Origin of the sequence: Streptosporangium sp. NPDC005286, from assembly GCF_040607515.1 — a bacterium.
In the GTDB taxonomy this organism is placed as follows: domain Bacteria; phylum Actinomycetota; class Actinomycetes; order Streptosporangiales; family Streptosporangiaceae; genus Streptosporangium.
Map to the genome: position 1 here is coordinate 1 of NZ_JBEXGU010000143.1, position 24,235 is coordinate 24,235.

Genomic DNA, 24,235 nt, shown 5'->3' on the forward strand with positions numbered 1-24,235 from the left:
CTCGCGGCCGTCGTCGGCTACGTCCTGGTCACCGCCACACCGAAAGACGGTCACGACGAGGTCCCCGGTTCCGTGGCGGACCTGGGGAGGGCGCCTTCGCGATGACAGCCGGTCGAACAGCTCGGTGCCGCTGCCGGCACCGCGGATTCATGCGGGCGCCGCGCCCGACTCCGCCCTCTCCAGGTCCGCCACGGAACCGGGGACCTCGTCGTGACCGTCTTTCGGTGTGGCGGTGACCAGGACGTAGCCGACGACGGCCGCGAGTACGGCGGCGCCGGTGGCCAGGGCCGCCCCGAGCACATAGCCGGTTTCGTCCGGGTTGAGCTCTCCCGCGGGGATGTGACCGGCGAGCACGGAGGCCACCGCGGCCGCCCCGACGCTGCCGCCCATGAGCCGGAGGACCTGGTTGATGCCGGTGGCGCTCGCAGTCCGACCGTCCGGGGTCCGCGCGACGATGAGTGCGGGCATGACCGAGTACGCGACGCCGATGCCCACCCCCAGCAGTGCCATGGACACAACGATGTGCCATATCACGCGGTGAGCGACGGCGAAGGTCCCGAAGGCGGCCGCCACCGCGAGGGAGCCGACGGGCAGGACGGAGCGAACGCCGGTCCATCTGGCCAGGGCACGTGCGACCGGCGGCGAGAGCAGTGTGGCGATCGACATCGGCAGCATCAGCAGTCCGTTGACGAACACGGAGTACCCGAGCCCGAGGCCGTGAGTCGTCGGTTGCTGGATGAGCAGGACCATGACCGCGGCCCCACCGAACACGGCGACCCCGAGCAGCACCGCCGCGAGGTTGACCCCGAGGACACCGCGGGCGCAGGCCAGCCGCAGGTCGACCAGCGGAGCCCGGTGGCGCAGCTCGACCAGTACCCAGGCTGCGAGCGTGACGAGGCCCAGCACCCCAAGCCCTACCACCTGTACCGAGGTCCAGCCCCAGGTCTGTCCTCTGGCGACGGCGAGGAGGCTCGCGCCAAGGCCCACTCCAAGCAGGATGGCACCCGGAACGTCCACCCGTATCGTCGTCGATGCCCGCGAGCCCGCCGGAACGCACCACCAGACCCATACCGCGCCGACGAAGGACACGACCATGGCGAAGAGAAACGCCGCCCGGTAGTCGAAGAACAGCACGCACAGTCCCATCACCGGGTTGCCGAGCCCGACGCCCACGGCGATGCTCGTGGAGAGGACGGCCAGCGTTCGATGGAGCTTTACTCCGACGAGGTACTGACGCGCGATGCTCACGGTCAACGGCACCATCGCGTAGCCGAACCCCTGGAGGGCGCGTCCGGCCAGGAGCCCGGGGAAGGTCGGGACCGCCGCTCCGACGAGGCCTCCTGCTCCGACCGCCGCGAGCGCGCCGATGAGCACCCAACGGCGCAGGTGACCATCGGCCAGACGTGACAGCACAGGGGTGCCCACGACTCCGATGAGCAGTGTGATCGTCAGGGTCCACTGCGCGGACTCGATCGACACCCCCCTGTCCTTGGCCACCTCGGGGACGATCGGACTGCCCAGTCCGGCCACCACAGAACCGATCAACGCGGCGTACGACAGGCACGCCACCAGCGCCGCCTGCGACGGCGCAGCCTTCGACGACCGTCCCATCCCGGCCGTCAGACCAGCTCGAGCAGCGTGGCGTTGGCCATCCCGCCACCCTCGCACATGGTCTGGACGCCGTAGCGGAGGTCCTGTCGACGCATCCGGTGAAGCAACGTCGTCATGAGCCGCGCCCCGGTGGCGCCCAGCGGGTGACCGAGCGCGATCGCTCCCCCCTGGGCATTCGTCAGCTCGAGATCCGCACCCGTCTCCTCCGCCCACGCGAGAACGACCGAGGCGAACGCCTCGTTGACCTCGAAGGCGCCGATCTCCGCCAACCCCACACCGGCCCGCCGCCGCAGTGCCTCCGTCGCGGGAGTCAGGCCGGCCAGCATGAGAACCGGATCGGAACCGACCACCGCCACCGGTGTGCGCGCCGCCTCGACGAGATATGCCCCAGCCATCGTTCCTCCTGCTCCCGTTGTCTTCCCGGTCGTCGCAGCCATCCGTCCGGCCGCCGCCGGGGCGATCGCCCGCCTGCTCCAGCGGGGCGGCGGTTCTCCGGGAACGCGGACGACCTCCGAGACCCCCTCGCCGAGCTCTCGTTCCCTACCGCGCGGCCGCGGGGTTCGGGGGATCGCTGATCACCCCGGCCGAGCGAAGCGCGTCGACCTCCGGCTGGGGCAGCCGGAGCAGCTCGTCGAGCACCTCCCGGGTGTGCTGACCTATGGCCGGCACGCCGTCGTAGCGTGGGCCGTCGTAGCTACGGACGTGAAGCACCGGCCCCGGTGTCAGCACCCGGCCGAGTGCCTCACTGCCGGTGAGCTCGACCAGGGTCCGTTCGCCGAAGTGCGGGTCCGCCACGATGTCACTGGCATCGTTGACCTGGGAGCACACCACCTCGAACTTGTCGAGCACCGCGAGGATCTCCGCCCTGGGACGCGCGGCGACCCAGGCGCCGACGATGCCCTGCAGCTCGTCGTTGTGCTCCATCCGGACGGCGTTGGTCGCGTAACGGGGATCCTCGATCATCTCCGGTCGGCCCATCGCCTCGAACAGGCGTTTGGCGATGCCCTGGTTGGAGGCCGCGATCGAGAGCCATTTGCCGTCGCTCGCCTGATAGACCCCGCGCGGCGACGCGGAGCCCGTCCCGTTGCCGACCCGGCCCTGGACGGTACCGGTCGCGGTGTAGTTGATGAGCATGTCACCGATGATGAACATCAGGGGCTCGTACAACGCGATGTCGACCTCGTCGCCCTCCCCCGTCCTCGATTTGCGGTACAACGCCATGGCCGTCCCCATCGCGGCGGAGATCCCCGCGATGGAGTCGGCGAAGCCGAAGGGCGGCGACGTGGGAGGCGTCTCCGGCCAGCCGTTGATGAAGGCAAAGCCGCTTCCGGTCTCGGCCACGGTGCCAAAGCCCGGACGCTCCCGGTACGGTCCCGTCTGGCCGAAGCCGGACACCCTGGTGAGCACCAGTCCCGGGTTGTCCGCGCGAAGGACGTCGTAACCGATCCCCCACTCCTCCAGCCGGCCGGGGCGGAAGGACTCGATGACCACGTCGACCCGGGCGGCGAGGCGGCGGACGAGGTCTCGCCCCGCTGCGCTGCGCAGGTCGATGCCGATGGAGCGCTTGCCCGAGTTGAGCCGGGCAAAGCCCATGGACTGGCCGTTCTTCATCGGTGTCCACTGGCGGGCGTAGTCGCCCGCGCCGGGGTCCTCCACCTTGACCACGTCCGCACCGAAGTCGCGCAACATCCGACCGCAGGTCGGCGCGGCGTACATCGTGCCGAGTTCGAGCACCCGCACCCCGGCCAGGGGACCTTGGGCGCGTTGGGACCCTTCGCCCATCACAACCTCCACTGGATGTGCTTGACCTCGAGGTACTCGCGCATCCCCCACTCGCCGAGCTCCCGCCCGACGCCGGAGCGGCCGTAGCCGCCAAAGGGCGCGTCCGCGCGCATGGCCCCGCCGCCGTTGATCCACACCGTGCCGGCCCGGATCTGGGAGGCGATTCGGCGGGCCTCCACCGGGTCGTTGCACCACACGTTCGCGGCGAGGCCGTAAGCCGTGTCGTTGGCGAGCCGGATCGCGTCCTCGGTGTCCTTGAAGGGCAGGATGACGGCGACCGGGCCGAAGATCTCCTGCTGCACCGCTCGGGCGTCCGGGGGCAGGTCGCCGAGGAGGACCGGGTTGACGTACCAGCCCTTCTCCGGCAACGGCTTGGTGACCTCGAGCAGCTTCTTGCCGCCGTCGGCCACCGCCTCGTCGATGAAGCCCAGCACGCGAGCCTGGTGGTCCGGGCGGATCATCGGCCCGATGTTGGTCGCCGGGTCCCACGGGTCGCCGACGATCATCTGGTCGAAGGCCGAGGCCCCCGCCTCCAGGAACTCGTCGTACTTCGCCTCGTGGACAAGGAGGCGGGCGAGCGCCGCGCACCCCTGGCCACCGTTGCGAGACCAGCGAAGATGCATCTCGACGGCGATGTCCTGCACGTCGACGTCCGGCATGACCAGGCTCGGCGACTTGCCACCGAGTTCGAGGGTGACGCCTACCAGGTTCTGGGCGGCCTGCTCCATGATCTTCGCGCCGACGGCGTCCGAGCCGGTGAACGAGACCCGGTCGACCCCCCTGTGGGAGGAGAGCCGCCGGCCCACGTCCGTACCGCCGACGATGACGTTCATGACACCGGGGGGTAGACCTGCCTCCTGGATGAGCTCACCGAGGAGGAGCGTGGTGAGCGGGGTCCTCGGCGACGGCAGGAGCACGACGGTGCACCCTGCCGCGAGCGCGGCACCGAACTTGAAGATGGCGAGGTTGAGCGGGTAGTTGTACCCGGTGATCGCGGCCACGACGCCGACCGGCTCGTGGACGACGTCGCTCATCGTCGGGTGCGGCTTGTCGTACTCACCGAGGTGGATCGTCCGGTCCACCTTGGCCGCCTCGGCCGCCCAGCGGAGGTGCTCGTCGACCGCCATCTTCACCTGGAGGTACTGCGCGAGCGAGACGGGCGTGCCCACCTCGTTGACGATCGACGGCAGCAGCCGGTCCGCGGCCGCCTCGAGCACGTCGGCGAACCGGTGGATGTACCGGGAGCGCTCCTCGCCCGACAGCGCGGCCCACTTCGGGAACGCCGCGCGAGCCGCCGCGACGGCCGCGTCGACCTGCTCACCGGAGGCGCCGCCGACGGTGGCGATGACCTGCTCGGTGGCGGGGTTGAACACGTCCCAGGTCTCGCCTCGGGGCGGCACCATCTCGCCGCCGATGAGGAGGGTACGAGTCTCGGGGACCCAGTCCCGCAACGGGTTCCGGGCGGTGGTCTCGGTCATCGGGCATCTGATCCTTCGGTGGGTCGCTTGGCCATGAGGCCGACTCGGGTCATCTCCACGACGACCTGGTCGCGCTGGTTGAGGCCGATGTGCTCGAACCAGACGATGCCGGAGTCCGTCCGGCTGGTGGATTCGCGCTTCTTCAGGATCGTCGTCTCGGCGCGCAGGGTGTCACCGTGGAACACCGGGCTGGGGAGCTTGATCTTGTCGTAGCCGAGGTTCCCGAGGGTCGTGCCCATCGTCAGCTCGGGCACGTGGAAGGCTCCGATGAGCGCCACGGTGAAGAGGCTGTTGAGAACACGCTGCCCGTGAATCGTCGTCTTGCAGAACTCCTCGTCGAGGTGCAGGGGCTGGACGTTCATCGTCAGTGACGTGAACAGCACGTTGTCCATCTCGGTGATGGTCCGGGTCAGGGCGTGCTTGTAGTGCGCCCCCTCCTCGAACTCCTCGAACCACAGACCCCGCATGCTCATTGGTTACCTCCCGCGGTGATGCGCCCGGCCCGTTCGAGCCACTCGACCGCTTTGTCGTAGTGCGCCTTGTCGATGTGGAGCCCGCGGTAGCGGAGGGCACCGGTGCCCTCGGCCTCGGCGGCCTCGTATGCCGCGACCATCCCCTGGTAGAAGGCGAAGTCCTCGGCGGATGGTGTGAAGACGTCGTTGACGGTCGCCACGTGGCTCGGGTGGATCACGATCATCCCCCGGAACCCGAGCCGCCGTCCTCTGACCGCGAACTCCCTGAGCCCGTCGAGATTCTCCAGGTCCTCCCAGAGTCCGGTGAGCGCGTGGATCTCCGCCTCCCGGCACGCGAGGAGCACCCGGCTGCGGAGGTACAACGTCTCCTGGCCCTCCGGGGTCCACTCGTAGCCGACGGCGCGGGCGATGTCGGCGTGTTCCGCGCTGGGCCCGATCATGGCGCCGATCCGGGGAGAGGCCAGGGCCACCTCACGAGCGTTGTGGATCGCCTTGACGGTCTCGACCGGGACGATGTACTCCAGCCCCGTCACACCGTTGCGTATCTCGAAGTGGTCCACGAGCGCGTCGTAGTAGAGCACATCCCTGGCCTGCTCGATCTTCGGCGCGAAGACACCGTTGAGCCCGGGTACGACCACGGCCTCGAGGTCCGCTCCGGTGAGACGCGTGGCCAGCGAGTTGACCCTGACGAAAAGCCCGACATCCTGGTTCGTCTCCCGGATCCGGGTGATCGAGGCTGCGACGATCTCCCGGGCTGCCGCCTTCTCTCCGGCCGGGACCGAGTCCTCAAGGTCGAGGACGACGCAGTCGGCACCCGAGGCGATCGCCTTGTCGACCCACGCCGGACGATGCCCGGGGATGAAGAGGACCGAACGGTACTGCCGCATCAGTAGCTCCTCGGCAGGCCGAGGACGTGCTCGCTGACGTAGTTGAGGATCATCTCCTGGCTGATCGGGGCGATCCGCATCAGCCTGGCCTCGCGGAAGTATCGCTCGACGTGGAACTCCTTGCCATAGCCGAATCCGCCGTGGACCTGGAGTGCGACGTCCGCGGCATAGAAGCCCGCCTCCGCGCAGAGGAACTTCGCCATGTTCGCCTCCGCTCCGCAGGGCAGGCCCTGGTCCACCATCCAGGTCGCCTTCTGAAGCACCGCCTCGGCGGCCTCAATGCGAATCTTCGCCTCGGCGAGCTGGAAGGCGATGCCTTGGTTCTTACCGATCGGACGGCCGAAGACCTCGCGCTCCTTGGCGTACTGGGTGCCCCTGCGCAGGGCGGCCTTGCCGATGCCCAGTGCCGCGTTGGCGGCGATGACGCGCTCGGCGTTGAGCCCCCCGAGGATGGCCTTGAAGCCGCCGCCGACCTCGCCGACGACGTCCTCGTCCGCGACGAAGAGCTCGTCGATGAAGAGCTCGTTGGTGTCCACCGCGTTGCGGCCCATCTTCGGGATGGGACGGATCTGCACCTTGGCCGGGTCCATCTCGGCGAACATCAGGGTCATGCCCGCCATCCGCTTGGCGGAGGGGTCACGCGGGCTGGTGCGGCAGAGGAGGAGCATCCGCTCCGCTTCGAGGGCCTTGGTGATCCAGACCTTCTTCCCCGACACGAGCCAGCCCCCGTCGACCTTCTTCGCGAACGTCGAGATGTTCGACGTGTCGGTGCCGGCGTCGGGTTCGGTCACCGCGAACGATGTGTGCAGCTCTCCGGTGATCACACGAGGAAGGAATCGTCGCTTCAGGTCTTCACTGCCGTGGTGGATGATCGGCTCGAAGCCGAAGATCCCGATATGCACGGCGCTGCAGCCGCCCATCCCCGCCCCGGACGCGGCTATCTCCTGCTCGACGATGGCCGCCTCCGTGACGCCGAGGCCACCACCGCCGTACTCCTCGGGAATGGTCAGCCCCAGCCAACCGGCCTTGGCCACCGCGTTGTAGAACTCCCACGGGAACTCGTGGGAGGCGTCGTGCTCCATCCAGTACTCGTCCGGAAAGGCCTTACACATGGCGCGCACGGCCTGCCGGATGTCTTCGTGTGTGGGATCGATGGTGAAGTCCACCTGTGCTCGCCCTTCTCTGTTCCGGTCTCCGTCAGCGTGCGGAGAGCTTGGTCCGGTCGTAGGTGTCGGAGGTGATGCCGTCCTCACGCAGGGCCGCCTTGCGGACCTTCTCGGACGGGGTCTTGGGAAGCCGCTCGACCACCCGGACGAAACGGGGGATGGCGAAGGCGGGTATCTTGCCCTCGCACCACGCGAGGATCTCCTCCGGGGACACCGGCTCCGAGACGACGATGACCGCGAGGACCTCGTCCTCCCCGGCCTCGACGTCGGCGGGCACGCCCAGGACGGCGCACTCCACGACGGCCGGGTGGCCGAGCACGGCCTGCTCGACCTCGTAGGAGCTGATGTTCTCGCCACGCCGCCGCAGCGCGTCCTTGTAACGGTCGACGAAGTAGAACCACCCGTCCTCGTCCTTGCGCAGGGCGTCACCGGTGTGGAACCAGAGGTTCCGCCATGCCTCGACGGTCTTCTCCGGCATCCCGTAGTAGCCGTTGCTGCAGGTCCACGGATGCACGGGGCGGACGACGAGTTCTCCGACCTCGCCGACCGGAACCTCCCGGTCGGTCTCAGGGTCGACCAGCCGGATGTCGAACCAGTCCGCGGCCTGGAGCCCCGCCGCACCGGGGGGCCGCTCCACTCCGTAGGGCGAGAGAATCGGCGCCGAGGTCTCGGTGAGCCCGAAGGCGTCGACGAATGCCTCGATCCCGTACCGCTCCTTGAACTGCTTGACGATCGTGCTCGCCGTGGGCGCGGCGTACACGCAGCGCAGCCGGTTGTCCAGATCGTTCTCGCGAGGCGGCTGCTTCCAGGCGAAGTCCATCATCACGCCGACGAAGTTCGTCACGGTGACCTTCGAGTCACGCACGTGGTCGATCCACCGGCTCGCGCTGAACTTGGGCCGCACCACTGCCCGCCCACCGGCGATGATCACCGGGAACACCGCCATGAACTGCGCGTTGCCGTGGAAGAGCGGGGTCGTCGTGAGATAGGTGTCCTCAGCCGTGAGCCGGGTGAGGCAGACCACCTCCTGGCCGAAGAAGTACAGCTGGGAGTTCGGCATCGCCACGCCCTTCGACGGACCTGTGGTGCCGGAGGTGAAGAAGATCGCGCCGAGGTCCTGGGCCCTGGGAGTCGGCAGATCCAGCACCGGGCCCTCTTCGAGCTCCTCCCACGGTGCGGCCTTCCAGCCGTTCTCCCGGAGCAGGCCTATCGCGGTGTCCCGGGCGCCCGAACCCGTGTCGATGACCCAGAATTCCTCGATCCCCCGCGCGTGCTCGGCGATGGCCACGATCCGCTCGGCGAAGGTGTCGTCGATGATCGCGAACCGCGCCCGCACAACGCCGAGCTGGTGGCGCAGGAACTCACCTTCGTAGTTGGTGTTGATCGGCACCTCGACCAGTCCGCCGACGGCGGTCCCCCACCAGCTGCGGACCAGCTGCGAGGAGTTGACCGCCATGATGACGACCCGATCCCCCTGGGAGGCCCCGGCGGTGATCAGCGCTCCGGCGATCCGCTCCGCGCTGGACAGCGCCTCGGCGTAGGTCCAGCCGGCATTCTCCTCGGGGGTTTCGAGACAGACCGATTCCGGGCGCAGCTTGGCGTGATGGCGCAGGACGTGACTCAACGTCCACGTCTCCGGATCGGGGAAGGTCGGTACAAGATCGGTGTAAACCATCGGCCGGCGGCTCACCTGTGGGCCTCCGCGAACACGGACTCGGCGATGTCGGCGCGCGGTGTGATCGCCCTCATGGCGGGGACCACTTCGCGGCCGAGCCTGGTGATCGACGCGATGGTCTCATCGGCGTCCATCGACGGCCACTGCGGACGCAGCAGCAGCGGGTCGACCGGGAGTGTCTCGACAAGGTCGGTCAGCTGGGCCACCACGTCGTCCGGTGAGCCGATGACGGCGTGACCGGACACCGCCTTGAAGAAGTCGTTCTCAAGGTCGGTGTCCTGCATGACGTCCAACCCCTTCTGCGCGTAGGTCAGGTAGCGCCCCTGGGCCACCCTCGCGTACTCCACCATCGCCTCCTGACGGGTGTCCGCGACCAGGCAGTTGCGGCGCAACGGCTGCGGGCCGAACTCCTTGCCGCGTTCCAGGAAACCGTCACGCACGATCGCGTACCGCTCAGCCACCTCGTGCTTCGGTGTCTCCGGAGGGCAGGCGTAGGCGTCGCCGTACTTGGCCGCCCGCCGCACGCCGGGGATGGCGTGGGCACCGATCCAGATCGGCGGGTGCGGGTCCTGGACCGGGAACAGGTGAGGATGCACGTCCTCGAGAGTCCAGTACTTGCCGTGGTGATTGACGGTGTCCTGGGTCCATAGCTTCTTCATCAGCTCGAGGGACTCGTCGAACCGTCCCGCACGCTGCTTGTAAGGCACATCGAGATAGTCGAACTCCTCGGGCCGGTAACCGAGTCCCGCCCCGAAGATCAGGCGTCCCTCGGTGACGACATCGAGGGTGGCGATCTCCTCGGCCAGCATCACCGGGTGGTAGAGCGGCGCGATCATGATCTGCGTGACGAGACGCACGTGCGGATCGACCTCGGCCGCGAGGCGGGCCAGCAGCGGCACCGGCTGCAGCCAGCGCAACTCGCCGTAGAGAAAATGCTGGCCGATCGCGATGTAGGTGAAGCCGTTGTTCTGGGCGGCTTCGACGATACGGAGAACGTCCTTGAACTGCTGGGCCGGCGAGACCGTCTTGGGCACATCACTGAGCAGAAGACCGACCTGGACCATGACTAAGCCTCTCTGGAAACACTGCTTGGAGTGGAACGCTGCCTTCGGATCTCGGGTGCCGTCTTCACGCGTTGGGAGGCAGGCCGGCATTGGCCCAGCCTCCGTCGACCGGCAACACGACTCCGGTGATATAGCTCGCGCGGGGCGAAGCGAGGTAGACCACCGCGTCGGCGATCTCGGACGGCTTCCCGACCCTCCCCATGGGGATCCGCGCGACATAGCCCTCGTTCGAGATGCGCCCGCTCGCGACCATGGCAGCCTGCATCTCCGTCGCGATGGTGCCCGGCGCGACGGCGTTGACCCGCACGCCGGCCGGTGCCCACTCGACGGCGAGCGCCCGCACGAGACCGTCGATCCCCGACTTCGAGGCGCAGTACGCGGCGCGGGCACCGAAGCCGAGGGAGGCGCAGATGGACGACACCATAACGATGCTCGATCCGGGGCCGAGATGCGGGTAGGCGGCCTTTGCCCCCGTGAAGGCGGCACGAAGGTTGACCGAAAGCACACGGTCCCACTCCTCGACCGGGAAGTCCGCCGTCTCCCCCGGCGAGGTGACCCCCGCGTTGAGGACGAGCGTCGCGAGCCCACCCCCGATCTCGGCGGCGAGGCGGAATGCCTGCTCGAGCACCGAAGGATCCCCGACATCGCCGACGACGGCGCGGTGCCCCTCCCCGAGTTCCCCGGCGACGTCCTGAACGCTCTCATGCAGGTCGACCGCGACCACGGCCGACCCCTCCCCGGCGAACGCCTCGGCGACCGCCTTCCCGAGCCCGCGCGCGGCGCCGGTCACCACGACCCCGACGGGTCCGGGCTCGGCTGTTCCGTCCACGACCTGCTCGACAGCAGTGACACCTGTCATTAGCGCGCCTTCCAAGTCCAGGACGGGACCCCCGCCGACCATCCCGTGCAAACGTTGTGACGACCGTAACACCGCCGTCGATTCATGACAATGATAAGCCTAGACTCCCCCGCCTTTCACGTGGGCACCGACGAGCCGAGGCGACCGGCGGTCGCCCGTCACCGCGGAGGCGACGGGCGTGTCCCGCACGGAGGTCGAGGTCACCTCGGGCGTGGCACCCCGCTCGGGGCGGGCTACTCGGACGTCCCGACGGGGACGTAGCCCGAGGCGGCCTTGGGCAGGGTGAGGAAGCGCTCGACGGTGATCTTCTTGTGAGCGAGCCTGTGCTCTTCACCGTCCTCGACGTGGACGTCGTCGTAGTACCCGACGATGATCCGTGTCTCCGTCGGGTCGAACATCGTCGCCTGGAAGTACGCGTGCGTCTGGATCGTGCCATCGTCGAGTCGGTCGGCGGTGACATTGGTCACGACGTGCTTGCACACCTCGGTCACCGAGGCGTTCTGCGCGCGGTAGACATCAAGGAAGGGTTCCATCCCCTCGATCGGGGGTGCCGCGGCGCGGGTCATCCTGATGTCGTCCGTGGCGATCTTCCGCAGGGTGTCGAGGTCACCCTCGTCAACGGCTCGCGCGTAGACGTTGTAGAGCCGCACGGCGCGGGCGGTGGTCTCAGCGTTGTGATCGGTCATTTGGCGGTCAGCCCTCCGTCGATGGGGATGGTGACACCAGCGACGAAGCCTGCGTCGTCGCTGGAGAGAAAGGCGACCACACCGGCGATCTCTTCCGGAGTGGCCGACCGGCTTGTCGATCGTCTCGATCCCGCGCTCGTCGCCGTACCGGCGGTCGCACTCCCCTCCCGCACCGGCTTGGCGTTGCCGAGGACGGCCATGAGGTGATTGCCCACCGGGACTCCCCTCCTGCCGGAAAAACGTGCCGGAGAACTCGAACGGGACAGGGACTACTCAGCGCGCTTACCTCCACGACCGTTCCCCGGCATCTTGCGCGAGTCGTGACTGACCGCGGTGGCCACCGAGCGGACCTCGAACACCACCCGATTGGGGCTGTCGAGAAGTCGGGTGAACGCCGCCGGGTCCTCCGGCTGCATCCTGGTGGTGAACTTCTCGAAGAACCACTCCTTGGTCTTCGCGTCCCGATGCACGGTGGCGACCCCGCGGATGGCGAGCATCTGGCGGCCGGGGGTACCGGTCCCCGAGTTCGACACGACAATCGTCACGCGCGGATCAGCGGCCAGGGCACGGGCGTGCGGACGACTCTCCACGGCGGTGAGCCAGAAGGTCCCGTCCTCCACGAAGAAGCTCATGATCACGCCACTCGGCCAGCCGTGCTCGTTGGCGAAGACAAAGGTGCACTCGGTCTGCTTCTCGAGCAGTTCTCCCTGCTCCGCCCGGTCCGTCTTGAGAGACTGCAACGCCTCAAGATCGTCAACTCCGACCCTGCCCATGTGTATCCCCTTCTCGATGCGGATGAACCATGATATTCGTAGTCATAATTAATCCGTCAAGAGGCCCCGCTCCACGGGCAGGTCGGCGACGTCGGCACCGACGAGGAATCCAGGGGCATCGGTCCAGGCCGATTCGCCGTCCGCGAAAAGCGTCCGCATTCCAGTGCGGGACAGCAGATCACGCCGGCCTTTGACGGTGATCGTTCGCCCTGGGTCAAAGGGCCGCGGTCCCGCGGCCACCCGGACGACCGAGGAAGTTCGAGGAGCGGGCCCCAGAAGCCGCGGCGGCCCGGACGCGAGAGCACACCGACGCCTACCAGAGCCATGCCAGGCGCCGGCGGTTCCCCAGACACTCAACGAGACGGCTACCTGGGACTCCCGCCCCTTCGGCCGGCGCCCCAGGAACCGACATCATCGGGACGTTCAGTCACCATGACCGACCAGTGCGGCCTCTCCAAGGAACGCCCGTAGCACTGCGGCGTTGTCCCGGGCGCTCGCCGCCGGACCGGTGAAGACCACCTCACCCCGCGCGATGGCGACGACGTCGTCGGCAACCTCCAGGCCGGCCTCGGCGTTCTGCTCGACCATGAGAATACCGATGCCGGAGTCGGCCATCGTCCGCACCTTGGCGAGAATGGAGTCCACGATTGCGGGCGCGAGCCCCATGGACGGTTCGTCCATGAGCATGACCTTGGGCTGGGACATCAGCGCCCGCCCGAAGGCGAGCATCTGCTGCTCGCCCCCGCTCAGCAGACCAGCCGCCGAGTGGCTGCGCTCCTTGAGGATCGGGAACATCTCGTAAACCTTGGCGAGCGTCTCGCCGTAGCTGTTCCTTGGCGCCACATAGGCGCCCATCCGCAGGTTCTCGTGGATCATCAACGGGCTGAAGACACGCCGGCCCTCCGGGACGAGCGCGATGCCGCGACGGACGATCTTGTGAGGAGGCAACCCCGTGATGTCACGGCCGTCAAGCCGGATCGTGCCCGCATGCGGCTTCTCCAGGCCCGCGATGGCCTTCAGGGTCGTGCTCTTCCCGGCGCCGTTGGCGCCCAGCACCAGGGTGACCTTCCCGGGTTTGACCAACAGGCTGACACCGCGAACGGCTTCAACCTTGCCGTAGCTGACCTGAATGTCGCTGATCTCAAGCATGCTCTCGCCACTTCTTTCCGAGATACGCCTCCTGCACCTGCGGGTTCTGCACGACGGCCTCGGGCGTGCCCTCGGCGATGAGCCGACCGTAGTTCATCGCGAACACGTAGTCGCAGGTGTCGATCATCATCTGCACGTCATGCTCCACGAGCAACTGGCAGAGTCCTTCGGAACGCAGGCTCCTGAGAAGGCCCGAGATCTCCGCGCGCTCCTTCTGGTTCATCCCCGCGGTGGGCTCGTCGAGAAGGAGCAGCCTGGGATCCATCGCGATGGCCCGCGCGATCTCCACTCGGCGCTGTGTTCCGTAGGACATCTCCGAGGGATAGTGCTCCTCGAACCCCTGGAGTTGCGTTCGTGCGATCGCGTCGGCGACCGCGGGCGACCGGCCCCGGCCGAACAGCCGATCGAAGAACGCGGGCCTCTCCTCGGATGCCCCGGAACGCGCGTCCGCTCCGAGCTGGATGTTGTCACGGACCGTGAGGTCAGGCAGTAGCCGCACGGTCTGGAACGTCCTGGCGACGCGTCGCCGGGCCACCTCTGAGGCCGGAACACGGTGGTACTCGACGTCGTCGAAGTACATCTCTCCACGGGTGAGCGGGGTCAGCCGGGTCAGCGCGCCGAGGAGCGTGCTCTTACCCGACCCGTTGGGGCCGATGATTCCGTAGATCCTGCCCGGCAGGAGTTTGAGGGACAGCCCGTCGACGGCCTTCACCCCACCGAAGTGCACGGCCACATCGCGCACCTCAAGCACTGGCACCTGGGTACTCATGAGGTCGACTCCACTTCCGACTTCCGCGCAAGTCTCTCGGGCGCCGGCGACCCGTCGTCCGAGTCGTCGTCGCCGGGCACCTCCACGGCCTGCCCATGGTCGCGCCTGCGGCGCTGCATGCTCCGCCTGGTGTTGACGATCAGGCCGTGGATCCCCCGGGGCAGGAAGATCGCGGCGAGGGCGACGATGATCCCGTAGATCAGCTCCTGCCACTCCCCGACCACGTCGAGCAGCTCGGGAAGCCATGTGAAGATCACTGCGCCGAGGACCGCGCCCTTCCAGGAGCGCGCACCGCCAATGATGATCATGGTGAGGGCCAGGACGATGAGGCCGAACCCGATGCTCTCCGGGCTGACCGTGCTCCGCAGCAGCATGTTCATCGCACCGGCGATGCCGCCGAGGGCACCGCTCACGACGAAGCCGATCAGGCGGTACCGCCTGACGCTGATGCCCGTCGAAGCCGCCAGCTCGGGGTCGTCGCGCACCGCGTCGACCCGGCGACCGGTGCGACCGACCTCGGAGAGGGCGACGAGGCCGAGAACCACGAGGGTGATGATCACGAGGTGTGGCGTGCCGAAGTCGCTGAGGACGCCGAAGAGACCCGTGGGTCCACCGGTAAGGTCACCGCCGTTGACGGCCAGCACGGAGATGATGAGGTCGAACGCCACCGTGGCCATCGCGAGGTAGAGTCCGGCCAGTCGCGAGATGAGCAGTCCCAGCAGCAGGCCGATGACGGCGGTCACCAGGGCTGCCACGATGACGACCATCATGCCGGGCATTTCCATGCGGAGCGTGAGGATACCCGCCAGGTAGGCGCCGATGCCGTACGAGCCCGCACCGGCGAACGAGAACACGCCCATGCGAAGCGGCACCTGGATGCTCAGCGCAAGGACGAGACCGACAAAGGTCGCCTGGATCAGCACCACGTTCGCGTCATAGAAGTCGGTCATGTGCGCCTGACCTCCTTCCGACCGAAGATCCCCGAGGGGCGAAGCATGAGGACGAGGAAGATCAAGCCGAAGGACACGGCTTCGACCCAGAGCCCGCTGGTCTGTGTCAGGACGAAGGTCTCGGCGAACGCCAGGACCAGCGACCCGGCGACCACGCCGATGGTGCTTCCCACACCGCCGAGCACGATGCAGGCGAAGGCCTTGATGAGGAGGGTGTCACCGCTCTCCGGGGTGAGGGCTCCCAAGCTGTAGGTCAGCAGGATGCCTGCCAGGCCGGCCAGACCACCGGAGACGGCCATCGCTCCGAGCGCGAGCCGCCGCCGGTCGACTCCCATGAGTGAGGCGACTTCCGGGTCCACGCCGATCGACCGCAGCGCCAGGCCCTGCCGTGAACGGCGGAGCCACCATGCCGTGCCCAGTCCGAGAGTCAGCGCCAGCAGCATGGTGAGGAGCTGGACGTCGGTGACCCACAGGCCGCCGAACGTCAGCTTGGTGACCTCGAACGAGGACGCCTCGAACCCGAACGGGTTGCTCTTGGTATAGTGCTGAGCGATCACCAGGGGAATGATCGCCACACCGATGCCGCCGATGAGCATCTGCATCTCGGCGGACTTCCGGTCCTTGGCCCGCTTCAGAATCTGTTCGAAGGCCACCACTTGGACCAGCAGTGAGAACACCGCCCCGACGGCGATGCCGATGAGGATGACCAGGGGAAGTGGCAACGCCCACTGCTGGAGGATCAGGTGTGCGCTGAACGCCGAAAACATGAAGATCGACCCGTGGGAGAAATTGAGGATGTCGATGGTCCCCCACGTGAGGTTCATCCCAAGGGCGAACAACAAGTAAATGGATGCCAGGCCCAAGGCGCCGATCAGGTCCTGCAAGGCTCGCCCCTCCTTTCATAAGTGTCATGGACATGGGTGGGAGGCACGGCTTGCGTCGTGTATCCCACCCCGTACCGATTGTCCCCAGTTGGTGTCGGGCGTTAGCCGGACCTACTGCAGGGTCGCCTCGTAGAGCAGGTCCTCGCCGGTGCCGTTCCAGCGGATCACGACACCTGGCACCTGGAGGTCCCGGTTCTTCCACGTCAGGCCCTCGCCGAGCGCACCGTCGAACGGCTGCGCGGCCACGGTCGTCATGGCGTCCTTGATGGCGGAGCGGTCCGCGCTGTTGGCCTGCTTGATGGACTTCGCCAGGAACCAGGCGGCGTCGTACGCTTCGGCCGCGTAGTTCAACGGCGTCTCACCGTTGGCCGCCTGGTATGCCTTCACGAACTTCTGGCTCGACTCGGAGCTCATCTGGTGGTTGAAGTCGACCGGCCAGACCATGCCCGCCCCGTCGGGCCCGGCCGGCTTGAGTCCTCCGGCGCTCGCACCGGAGTTGCCCAGGACGTCCCCGGTGTACCCGGCCTGCCGAAGCTGCTTCATGGCCGTCGCGTTCTGCGCGCCGATCAGGAGGACCGACACGACGTCCGGCTTGCCCTTGAGGATCTGGGAGATCGGGGCGGTGAAGTCCTGCGTCGTCGCCTGGGTCCCGACGCTGCCGGTCACCGTGATGCCCAGTTCCTTCGCCATCGCCGGAAGGGTCTCGCTCCCGATGTTCGACAGCGTCGGGGTCGCCTGCGTGTAGATGATCCCGACGGACTTGTAGCCCTTCTCCTGGATGTACTTCTTGAGGATCGGGTAGTACTCACGCATCAGTGGGGTGGCCCGGTAGGTGTAGTCACCGACGATGACACCGTCGCTGCCCGCCTGGGTGAAGATGACCGGGAGTCCGCTCTTCTGGGCGAGGGGAGCCTGCGCCACGGCCTCGTTGCTCGAGACCGAACCGAAGATGGCGGAGACCGATTTGTCGGCAATCGCCGACGTCGCCTCCTTCGCAGCCGTCTGCGGCTCGGTCTTGGTGTCGACGAACTTCAGCTGGATCGTGGTGTCTCCCAGGAACTTGGAGTCGTTGATCTCCTTTACCGCGAGCTCGTAGCCCTTGTTCGCGGAGGACCCGGCGAACGCCACCACACCCGTCGTCGGATTCGTTGAGACGACAGTGATGGTGGCGGGCAGGCCACCACTACCCTTGGTGGCCGCGGCTCCGTCGTCCGCACCCCCACCACACGCTGCAAGCGCGAGCAGCGAGCCAACCACCAACACCGACTGCACGGCACCGCGACGCTGACGTCGGAACGCGTTTCCGTCCATCCGACACTCCATTCAGGGTATGAATATCATGCACATGATTAGCATGTTGGGGTCCAACCTAGGCCGCCTACGCAATCCCTGTAAAGGACTTCTGCGAACGGTTCCCGAGCTGTGACGTCATCGAGCGGTCGCCAACACGTAACGTCACCGCAACAAGCGGCACGGCTCGCTCCGCCTGGCGTGACAGCTCGAGGGACGCGCACGCGTGGCCGCAACGCGCTCCGGTAGCCACCGAATGGAACAGGGTTCGAGCCGGGCGACCGGGATGTCCGTCAGGTCCCGCGCGGGGAAGGCATGGGGACGACCGGCCTTCCACGCGATCATGTTGATCGGGTGGTCGTACGGGGTGATCGCCGTGACGACACCGATGGGCCGGCGCAGTCGGATGCTGTGCGCACGGCGAGGCGGAGACGGACCTCCTCCGGGTGGGCGGATCCGACGCGGTCCCCGAAGAGCGAGTTCAGCCCCTGGAGGTCGATCCGGATGTCGTCGACGTCTCCGGTGAAGGCATCGGGGCGGGTACGCACGGTCTCCTCCGCGCGGCGGGGTTGGCGGCACCGAGGTTGCCGACGACCTTGCCCCCTCCCGCCAGATAGGAGCGCAGGACCGGGACGAGCGACCGAATGCGCTCGTCCCGGCGTCGACGTACGTGCGCCAGCGCCATGGTGCGCTCGGCGAGGCAATTGAATCCGATATAGGAGACATGCCCGCTCTCGGCCATCGCCGCCGCCGGCGCCGGCCGGTCATTTGCGTAGGCCGACCCGGCACCTATGCTCAGGGAGCGGCCCGGCGACCGAACGGGCTGCGACCCCGGCATGCTCAGTCGCTCTCAATGGCGAGCTCGGGGCAACTGTCCGCCGCGAGCCGAGCCTCCTCCTCCTTACCCGCGGGCACGGTCTCGTCCTTGACGTAGGCGTGACCGTCCTCCTCACGGGCGAGGAAGATGTCGGGCGCGCTCAGCCGACACAGGCCGTGCCCCTGGCACCGATCTTCGTTGACATGCACCTTCATGGGGGGTCCTCCTAGGTCCTGGCGCTCCGGCCGGGAAGCAACACGGCCCGAAAGTCGCGAACGCATTGACATCAGACGGATTCAGTATAACCATAATCAGATAATTTGACACCCCTGAGAGGCGATACGCGATGACCGAAGCAGGCCGTTGCCCGGTGGTCCGTTTTGACCACAACTCCGACGAGCACTCCGCCGACCCGGTCGGCTCGTACCAGCAGTTGCGCGAGGCTCACCCGGTCGCCTGGTCCGAGGCGCATGGCGGTTACTGGATCCTGTCGGACTACAAGGCGGTCTTCGAGGCCGCCCGCGATGACGCGACCTTCTCGTCCGAGCGGAACAGCTACGGCGGGGAGGGACTTTCCGTGGTCATCCCCAAGACCCCGATGCCCTTCCACATCCCGATCGAGATCGACCCGCCGAACTTCCGCAAGTGGCGCAAGCTCATCAACCCGATCACCGCACCGGCGGCCGTCGAGCGCATGCAGGAGCTGGTCACCCACTACGTGACGTGGTTCATCGACGAGATCATCGAGTCCGGTGAATGCGACATGGCCGAGGTCATCGGTGTCCCCTCCATCGTGACCGTCGACTGGCTCGGCCTCGAGGTCTCCGACTGGACTCGTTACGCCTCCGCCCACCACGCCGCCTTGGCCGCCGTCCCGGGCAGCGCGAAGTACAGGCATGCGGTCGAGGTCGACTTCCCCTACCTGGCGGGCAAGACGCGCGACATCATTCGCGCCCGGCGTGAGAACCCGACGGACGACATCATCAGCTACCTCGTCCAGCAGCAGGTCGACGACCGGCCGGTCACCGACGAGGAGGTGTTCGACATGGTCGATCTGCTCCTGGCCGGTGGGGTCGGCACGACCGCCTCTCTCGTCAGCAACACCGTGGTCTGGCTCTACCAAAACCCGGAGGTGCGGCAGCGTCTGATCGACGACCCGATGCTGCTCGACAAGGCGATCGAGGAGTTCCTCCGCTTCTTCTCCCCGACCCAGGCACTCGCCCGTACGGTGACCGACGACACCGAGTTCCTCGGCTGCCCGATGCAGAAGGGCGATCGCGTCCTGCTTTCGTGGGCCTCGGCGAACCGCGACCCCGCTCAGTTCGAGGACCCGGACGCGGTGGACATCGAGCGCTGGCCGAACCGCCACACCGCGTTCGGCATCGGCATCCACCGCTGCGCGGGCTCGAACCTCGGTCGCGCCATGGCCAAGGAACTGCTGAGCCAGATCCTCACCCGGATGGGCGACTACGTGGTGGACCTCGACGCCCTCGAGGCCTACCCGCACCAGGGCACCAACACGGGCTGGCAAAGGATCCCGGCCACGTTCACCCCCGGCGAGCGGCGGCTCCGTGACGCCGAGGTACCCAACGTCGCGCGCTGAATCCGAGACGAAACGACTGCCAGGAGGCATGACAGTGAGCTTCAAACGGGTTACGTACGACGTCGTCGTCCTTGGCACCGGCGCGACCGGCCTCGTCGCAGCCCTTGCCGCGGCGGACTCCGGTGCGACCGTGGGCCTGTTCGAGAAGGGAGACCTGATCGGAGGCACGACGGCCCTGTCCAGCGGCGTCGTGTGGATACCCGCGAACAAGTACGCGGCCGAAGCCGGCGTCGTCGACTCTCGCGAGGAGGCCCTGGCCTACCTCGACGCCCTCTCGCACGGCATGATCCTGCCGGAGCTCGCCGAGGCCTTCGTCGACGGCGGCAGCGAGTTGATCACGTGGCTCGAGAGTTCGACCCCCTTGAAGCTCCGTCTCGTCCCAGGCTTCCCCGACTATCACCCCGAGCACGCCGGCGGGAAACCGCTCGGCGGTCGCTCGCTCGAGCCGGAGCTGTTCTCGTTCGACCAGATCGAGGGCTGGGGGGAGCGGATGATCGGAACCACCCGGCCGATGAACGTCACCGAGACCCCCATCGGCGGCGGGACCGGCATCCTCGCGGCCGAGGTCGACGCCGAACGGCGATCCCATGCGATTGAAGGCCTGGGCCGGGCCCTGGTCGGGTCCCTGCTCAAGGGCTGCCTGGATCACGGGGTTGAGCCGGTGACCGGAGCGCGGGCGACCCGGCCGCTGGTCGACGGGGAAAAGGTGATCGGCGTCGAGTTGCAGACGGCCGAGGGCCGGGTGGAGGTGTACGCCAAGGCCGTCATCCTCGCGACCGGCGGGTTCGAGTACGACGACGAACTCGTCCGTGACTTCCTGCGGGGGCCGATGCGGAAGCCGGCCGGCGTGCCGACCAACACCGGAGACGGGTTGAGGATGGCGATGCGCCTGGGAGCCCGGCTGGGCAACATGCGCGAGGCGTGGTGGGTCCCTGTCGCCCAGCTGCCGGGAGGGCGCCCTGACGGCGGGAACAACGTACTCCTCGTACTCCGTGAGCGAACCCTCCCCCGCTCGATCATGATCAACCGCAAGGGGCGGCGGTTCACGAACGAGGCCGCCAACTACAACGCTCTCGGCGGAGCGTTCCACACGTTCGACCCCGCCTCGTTCGACTACGTGAACCAGCCATGTTGGCTGGTCTTCGACCAGGGGTTCGTTGACGCCTACGGCGGCTTCGGCGTCCCGGCGGGCGGGCTCGCCCCGGAGTGGGTCACCCGGGGCGAGGACCTCGCCGATCTCGCCGGCAGGATCGGTGTTCCCGCCCCTGCCCTTGAGGCCACGGTCACCCGCTGGAACAAGCTGGTCGCCGCGGGGCACGACGACGACTTCAACCGCGGCGACAGCGCCTACGACGGCTGGTGTGGTGATCGCGCCCGGTATCCCGGCGTGATGGCCACCCTCGGCCCGCTCGACCAAGGGCCCTACTACGCCGTGGAACTCGTCACCTCGACGCTCGGGACCAAGGGCGGCCCCCGAACCGACGTCGACGGCGCGGTCCTCGACGTCGACGGCCAGACCATTCCGGGCCTCTTCGCCGCGGGCAACGTCATGGCCGCACCGACCGGCATGGTCTACGGAGGAGCCGGCGGCACACTCGGACCGGCCCTGGTCTTCGGCTACCGCGCAGGCCGTGCGGCCGCGGGGAGTGACAGATGAGCGTGCCCATCGTGGTGGTCGGCGCCGGCCTCGCAGGACTTCGCGTCGCCGAGCAGCTCCGCGCGGCCGGCGACACGGGTCTCATCGTCGTCATCGGCGCCGAGGCCCACCCGCCCTACAACCGCCCCCCGCTGACCAAGGACGCACTCCGCGCGGGCGTCGATGCCGCGAAACTGATATTCCGGCAGAAGCCGTCGACGGCGGATGTCGAGTGGCGACTGGGCCGGACGGTCACCGGCGCCGACCTGGTAAACCGCACCGTGACGCTGGACGACGGGGAGACGCTCGCCTACCGCGGACTCGTCGCGGCCACCGGGGTGGGCCCGAGGCGGCTCCCGCTCGATGCGCCTCTGGCCTGGCGTCACGTCATCCGAACCCTCGATGACGCGACCGCACTGCGCGAGGAACTCAGGCCGGGAGCACGGGTCGCCGTCCTGGGCGCCGGCTTCGTCGGCACCGAGGTCGCAGCCACCGCCGCGCAGCTGGGATGTGAGGTCCACGTGGTGGATCCACTCGCCACCCCCCTCGCGCGTTCCCTCGGTGAGCTCGTCGGCTCGGAGATCCGGCGCAGGCACGAGGAGCACGGCGTCACATTCCATCTGGGACGGTCGGTCACCGCCATGACCGGTCGCGACGATCGGCCGGACACGATATTCCTCGACGACTCGTCGGCCCTGCCGGCCGATGTGGTGGTCGAGGCCGTCGGCTCGGCTCCGAACGTCGCCTGGCTCGAGGGCAACGGCCTCGCCCTCGGCAACGGGATCACCTGTGACGTCCACCTGCACCCGCTGGGCCCGGACGGCCCGGTGCACGATGTCGTGGCCGTCGGCGACGTCGCCAACTTCCCCAACCCGCTGTTCAGCGCCGAGCCTCAGCGGATCGAGCACTGGAGCTGGCCGACCGAGACCGCGGGCCACGCGGCCCGCAGCCTGCTTGCCAAGATCGCCCTGGACCCGCCTTCCGGCACCGCGTTCACCCCGCTCCCGACGTTCTGGACCGACCAGTACGGGACTCGGATCCAGTCACTGGGGATGCCCGGCCTCGGCCTTGAGGATGTGCGGGTCCTCGAAGGGGAGCCGACCGGCGAGTGCGCGATCGGCTACCACGTGGACGGCCGGCTCGTCGGGGTGGCCCTGATCGGTCTCGTCCGGCAACTCCTGGCCTACCGCACGCAACTGCTCGACGCGCGTGCGATCGCCGTCGCGTGACCGACCCTGACATGCCCCAGGCCAGGTCCTCGCGCCCCGCGAGCCGGCAGCGCCGAAGTAACGGTTCCCGCCGGCGTCCGCACGGCGATCACGGCACGACAGAGGCAGATATCTATATGCATGAATATCAGCTATCTGGTATGACTTGGGTATGACAGAGTCGCGTACGTCACGCTTGACAGCGCGACCGTCCCCTCGAGGATCCTCCGCGACGATCCCCGTCTGGCTCATGGTCGCCATGATCGGCATCATTGGCCTCAACCTCCGCGCGGCACTGGGTTCGGTCCCCCCGCTTCTCGGTGAGATCTCCGTCGATCTCGACCTGTCCGGGTCCATGCAGGGAATGCTGACCTCCCTCGGTGTGATCTTCATGGGCTTGTCGGCACCACTTGGTCAACGCTTCGCCGCGAGGTACGGCTCAGAGGTCACCATCGCCGTGTTCATGGGGCTGCTCTCGGTCGGCGGCCTGATGCGCCTGGCCGCGACCGCCACGGCGGTGCTTCTCGCCTCCGTGGCGGTCACCGGGATCGCCATGGGCGCGATCTCCGCCCTGGTACCCGGCCTCATCGCCCATCACCTCCCCCGGATCACAGGCCTGACCACCGGGATCTACTCGACCGGGCTGGCCCTCGGAGTCGCCGCCGCGGCGTGGATCGCCGTTCCGTCGGTCACCTGGCTGGGCGGCTGGCGCCCCGCACTGGCCGTATGGGGAGTGTTCGCCGCGCTGGCCGCTGTCGCGTGGGCGGCTCTGCTTCCCCGGCTGCGGCGCCTCCCGGCCGGCGGTGGGCCAAGGCCCGGCAGCACCGTGGTCGACTATCGCCTTCCGTGGCGATCGACCACGGCCTGGTGGGTGACCCTCTTCTCATCGACCCAGATGGTCATCGGGTTCAGCGGGCTCGCCTGGATCGCGCCGTACTACGCGGCACTCGGCATGTCACCGCGGCAGGCGTCGTACCTCTTCGTGTTCTTCCAGGTGATCCAACTCCTGGCGATGATGACCCTCCCGACGATCACTGACTACACCCGCGACCGGCGCCCGCTGCTGGGATTCACCATGTTGGCCGCCTGCGCCGGGATCGCGATGATGATCCTCGCGCCACCCAGCCTGGCAGTCCTGGCCGTCGGGCTGTTCGGGTTCGGCGTGGGCGGCGGGTCCGCCCTCGTCCTGGTCCTCGTCTCCGACTACACGAACGGCCAAGCGCAGGCCGCCCGCCTCGGCGCGATGACGCTGATGGTGGCGTTCCTTGTCGGCGCCCTCGGGCCCCTGGCCCTGGGACTGCTTCACGACCTGACCGGTGGCCTCACCGCCGGTTACCTGGTGATGCTCGTCCTGGGGACCGTGATCCTGACAACGCTCCCCGTCTTCCGGCCAGGACGGGCCCTCGACGACGCGTCACCGTCGTTGGTGCCGCCACCGAGCTGATCCCCGGCACCGCAGTTGCCGGGGATCAGCT

Annotated in this window: 25 protein-coding genes; 4 read left to right on the forward strand and 21 right to left on the reverse strand. The window is 68.0% G+C overall.

Features of this window, described 5'->3' with window-relative positions:
* Positions 1–147: 147 nt before the first annotated feature.
* From ABZU75_RS35465 to ABZU75_RS35565, 21 genes are all read right to left on the reverse strand, one after another.
* Positions 148–1,611, reverse strand: coding sequence for an MFS transporter (locus ABZU75_RS35465; RefSeq protein ID WP_355564113.1), 1,464 nt, complete (start codon positions 1,609–1,611; stop codon positions 148–150).
* Positions 1,612–1,619: 8 nt separating this feature from the next.
* Positions 1,620–2,006, reverse strand: a complete 387-nt coding sequence (locus ABZU75_RS35470; protein WP_355564116.1) for a hypothetical protein — start codon at positions 2,004–2,006, stop codon at positions 1,620–1,622.
* A gap of 145 nt (positions 2,007–2,151) precedes the next feature.
* Positions 2,152–3,393 (reverse strand): CoA transferase, encoded by a 1,242-nt coding sequence (locus ABZU75_RS35475; protein ID WP_355564119.1) that lies wholly within the window; start codon positions 3,391–3,393, stop codon positions 2,152–2,154.
* Entirely contained in the window at positions 3,393–4,871 is a 1,479-nt protein-coding gene (locus tag ABZU75_RS35480) for an aldehyde dehydrogenase family protein (RefSeq protein WP_355564122.1), read from the reverse strand. Before ABZU75_RS35480 ends, ABZU75_RS35475 begins: the two co-directional genes overlap by 1 nt.
* On the reverse strand, positions 4,868–5,344 hold the full coding sequence (locus ABZU75_RS35485) for a MaoC family dehydratase (protein ID WP_355564124.1): 477 nt from the start codon (positions 5,342–5,344) through the stop codon (positions 4,868–4,870). The genes ABZU75_RS35480 and ABZU75_RS35485 overlap by 4 nt, the downstream gene beginning before the upstream one ends.
* Entirely contained in the window at positions 5,341–6,231 is an 891-nt protein-coding gene (locus ABZU75_RS35490) for a CoA ester lyase (protein ID WP_355564127.1), read from the reverse strand. Before ABZU75_RS35490 ends, ABZU75_RS35485 begins: the two co-directional genes overlap by 4 nt.
* Positions 6,231–7,397 carry an acyl-CoA dehydrogenase family protein gene (locus ABZU75_RS35495; protein ID WP_355564130.1) on the reverse strand — a complete coding sequence of 389 codons (1,167 nt, stop codon included), beginning with the start codon at positions 7,395–7,397 and terminating at the stop codon, positions 6,231–6,233. The genes ABZU75_RS35490 and ABZU75_RS35495 overlap by 1 nt, the downstream gene beginning before the upstream one ends.
* A gap of 31 nt (positions 7,398–7,428) precedes the next feature.
* Positions 7,429–9,072, reverse strand: coding sequence for an AMP-binding protein (locus ABZU75_RS35500; RefSeq protein ID WP_355564133.1), 1,644 nt, complete (start codon positions 9,070–9,072; stop codon positions 7,429–7,431).
* Between the two features lie 11 nt (positions 9,073–9,083).
* Entirely contained in the window at positions 9,084–10,136 is a 1,053-nt protein-coding gene (locus ABZU75_RS35505; RefSeq protein WP_355564136.1) for an LLM class flavin-dependent oxidoreductase, read from the reverse strand.
* Between the two features lie 64 nt (positions 10,137–10,200).
* Positions 10,201–10,995: an SDR family NAD(P)-dependent oxidoreductase gene (locus ABZU75_RS35510; protein WP_355564139.1), complete on the reverse strand. Its 795-nt coding sequence runs from the start codon at positions 10,993–10,995 to the stop codon at positions 10,201–10,203.
* 233 nt (positions 10,996–11,228) lie between these two features.
* Complete coding sequence (locus ABZU75_RS35515; RefSeq protein WP_355564142.1) at positions 11,229–11,681, reverse strand: nuclear transport factor 2 family protein; 453 nt, start codon at positions 11,679–11,681, stop codon at positions 11,229–11,231.
* Positions 11,678–11,881, reverse strand: coding sequence for an SDR family oxidoreductase (locus tag ABZU75_RS35520; RefSeq protein WP_355564182.1), 204 nt, complete (start codon positions 11,879–11,881; stop codon positions 11,678–11,680). The genes ABZU75_RS35515 and ABZU75_RS35520 overlap by 4 nt, the downstream gene beginning before the upstream one ends.
* A gap of 69 nt (positions 11,882–11,950) precedes the next feature.
* Positions 11,951–12,454, reverse strand: a complete 504-nt coding sequence (locus ABZU75_RS35525) for a pyridoxamine 5'-phosphate oxidase family protein (protein WP_355564145.1) — start codon at positions 12,452–12,454, stop codon at positions 11,951–11,953.
* Between the two features lie 423 nt (positions 12,455–12,877).
* Entirely contained in the window at positions 12,878–13,603 is a 726-nt protein-coding gene (locus tag ABZU75_RS35530) for an ABC transporter ATP-binding protein (RefSeq protein ID WP_355564148.1), read from the reverse strand.
* Complete coding sequence (locus ABZU75_RS35535) at positions 13,596–14,372, reverse strand: ABC transporter ATP-binding protein (protein WP_355564151.1); 777 nt, start codon at positions 14,370–14,372, stop codon at positions 13,596–13,598. Before ABZU75_RS35535 ends, ABZU75_RS35530 begins: the two co-directional genes overlap by 8 nt.
* On the reverse strand, positions 14,369–15,322 hold the full coding sequence (locus ABZU75_RS35540; RefSeq protein ID WP_355564153.1) for a branched-chain amino acid ABC transporter permease: 954 nt from the start codon (positions 15,320–15,322) through the stop codon (positions 14,369–14,371). The genes ABZU75_RS35535 and ABZU75_RS35540 overlap by 4 nt, the downstream gene beginning before the upstream one ends.
* Entirely contained in the window at positions 15,319–16,206 is an 888-nt protein-coding gene (locus ABZU75_RS35545) for a branched-chain amino acid ABC transporter permease (RefSeq protein ID WP_355564156.1), read from the reverse strand. The genes ABZU75_RS35540 and ABZU75_RS35545 overlap by 4 nt, the downstream gene beginning before the upstream one ends.
* 111 nt (positions 16,207–16,317) lie before the next feature.
* Positions 16,318–17,517: an ABC transporter substrate-binding protein gene (locus ABZU75_RS35550; protein ID WP_355564159.1), complete on the reverse strand. Its 1,200-nt coding sequence runs from the start codon at positions 17,515–17,517 to the stop codon at positions 16,318–16,320.
* 144 nt (positions 17,518–17,661) lie between these two features.
* Positions 17,662–18,075, reverse strand: coding sequence for an aldehyde dehydrogenase family protein (locus tag ABZU75_RS35555; RefSeq protein WP_355564162.1), 414 nt, complete (start codon positions 18,073–18,075; stop codon positions 17,662–17,664).
* The gene (locus ABZU75_RS35560) at positions 17,978–18,334 is read right to left on the reverse strand and encodes an acyclic terpene utilization AtuA family protein (RefSeq protein WP_355564165.1); all 357 of its coding nucleotides are present in this window, start codon (positions 18,332–18,334) and stop codon (positions 17,978–17,980) included. Before ABZU75_RS35560 ends, ABZU75_RS35555 begins: the two co-directional genes overlap by 98 nt.
* A 2-nt stretch (positions 18,335–18,336) precedes the next feature.
* Positions 18,337–18,528: a ferredoxin gene (locus tag ABZU75_RS35565; protein WP_355564168.1), complete on the reverse strand. Its 192-nt coding sequence runs from the start codon at positions 18,526–18,528 to the stop codon at positions 18,337–18,339.
* Between the two features lie 131 nt (positions 18,529–18,659).
* On the opposite strand from ABZU75_RS35565, the gene ABZU75_RS35570 reads away from it, so the two are divergent.
* The 4 genes from ABZU75_RS35570 to ABZU75_RS35585 all read left to right on the forward strand — a co-directional run bounded on the left by ABZU75_RS35570 (position 18,660) and on the right by ABZU75_RS35585 (position 24,204).
* On the forward strand, positions 18,660–19,916 hold the full coding sequence (locus tag ABZU75_RS35570) for a cytochrome P450 (protein ID WP_355564171.1): 1,257 nt from the start codon (positions 18,660–18,662) through the stop codon (positions 19,914–19,916).
* 28 nt (positions 19,917–19,944) lie between these two features.
* Positions 19,945–21,573 (forward strand): FAD-dependent oxidoreductase, encoded by a 1,629-nt coding sequence (locus ABZU75_RS35575; protein ID WP_355564174.1) that lies wholly within the window; start codon positions 19,945–19,947, stop codon positions 21,571–21,573.
* Positions 21,570–22,781 carry an FAD-dependent oxidoreductase gene (locus tag ABZU75_RS35580; RefSeq protein ID WP_355564177.1) on the forward strand — a complete coding sequence of 404 codons (1,212 nt, stop codon included), beginning with the start codon at positions 21,570–21,572 and terminating at the stop codon, positions 22,779–22,781. Before ABZU75_RS35575 ends, ABZU75_RS35580 begins: the two co-directional genes overlap by 4 nt.
* A 238-nt stretch (positions 22,782–23,019) precedes the next feature.
* Positions 23,020–24,204, forward strand: coding sequence for an MFS transporter (locus tag ABZU75_RS35585; RefSeq protein ID WP_355564180.1), 1,185 nt, complete (start codon positions 23,020–23,022; stop codon positions 24,202–24,204).
* Positions 24,205–24,235 lie beyond the last annotated feature (31 nt).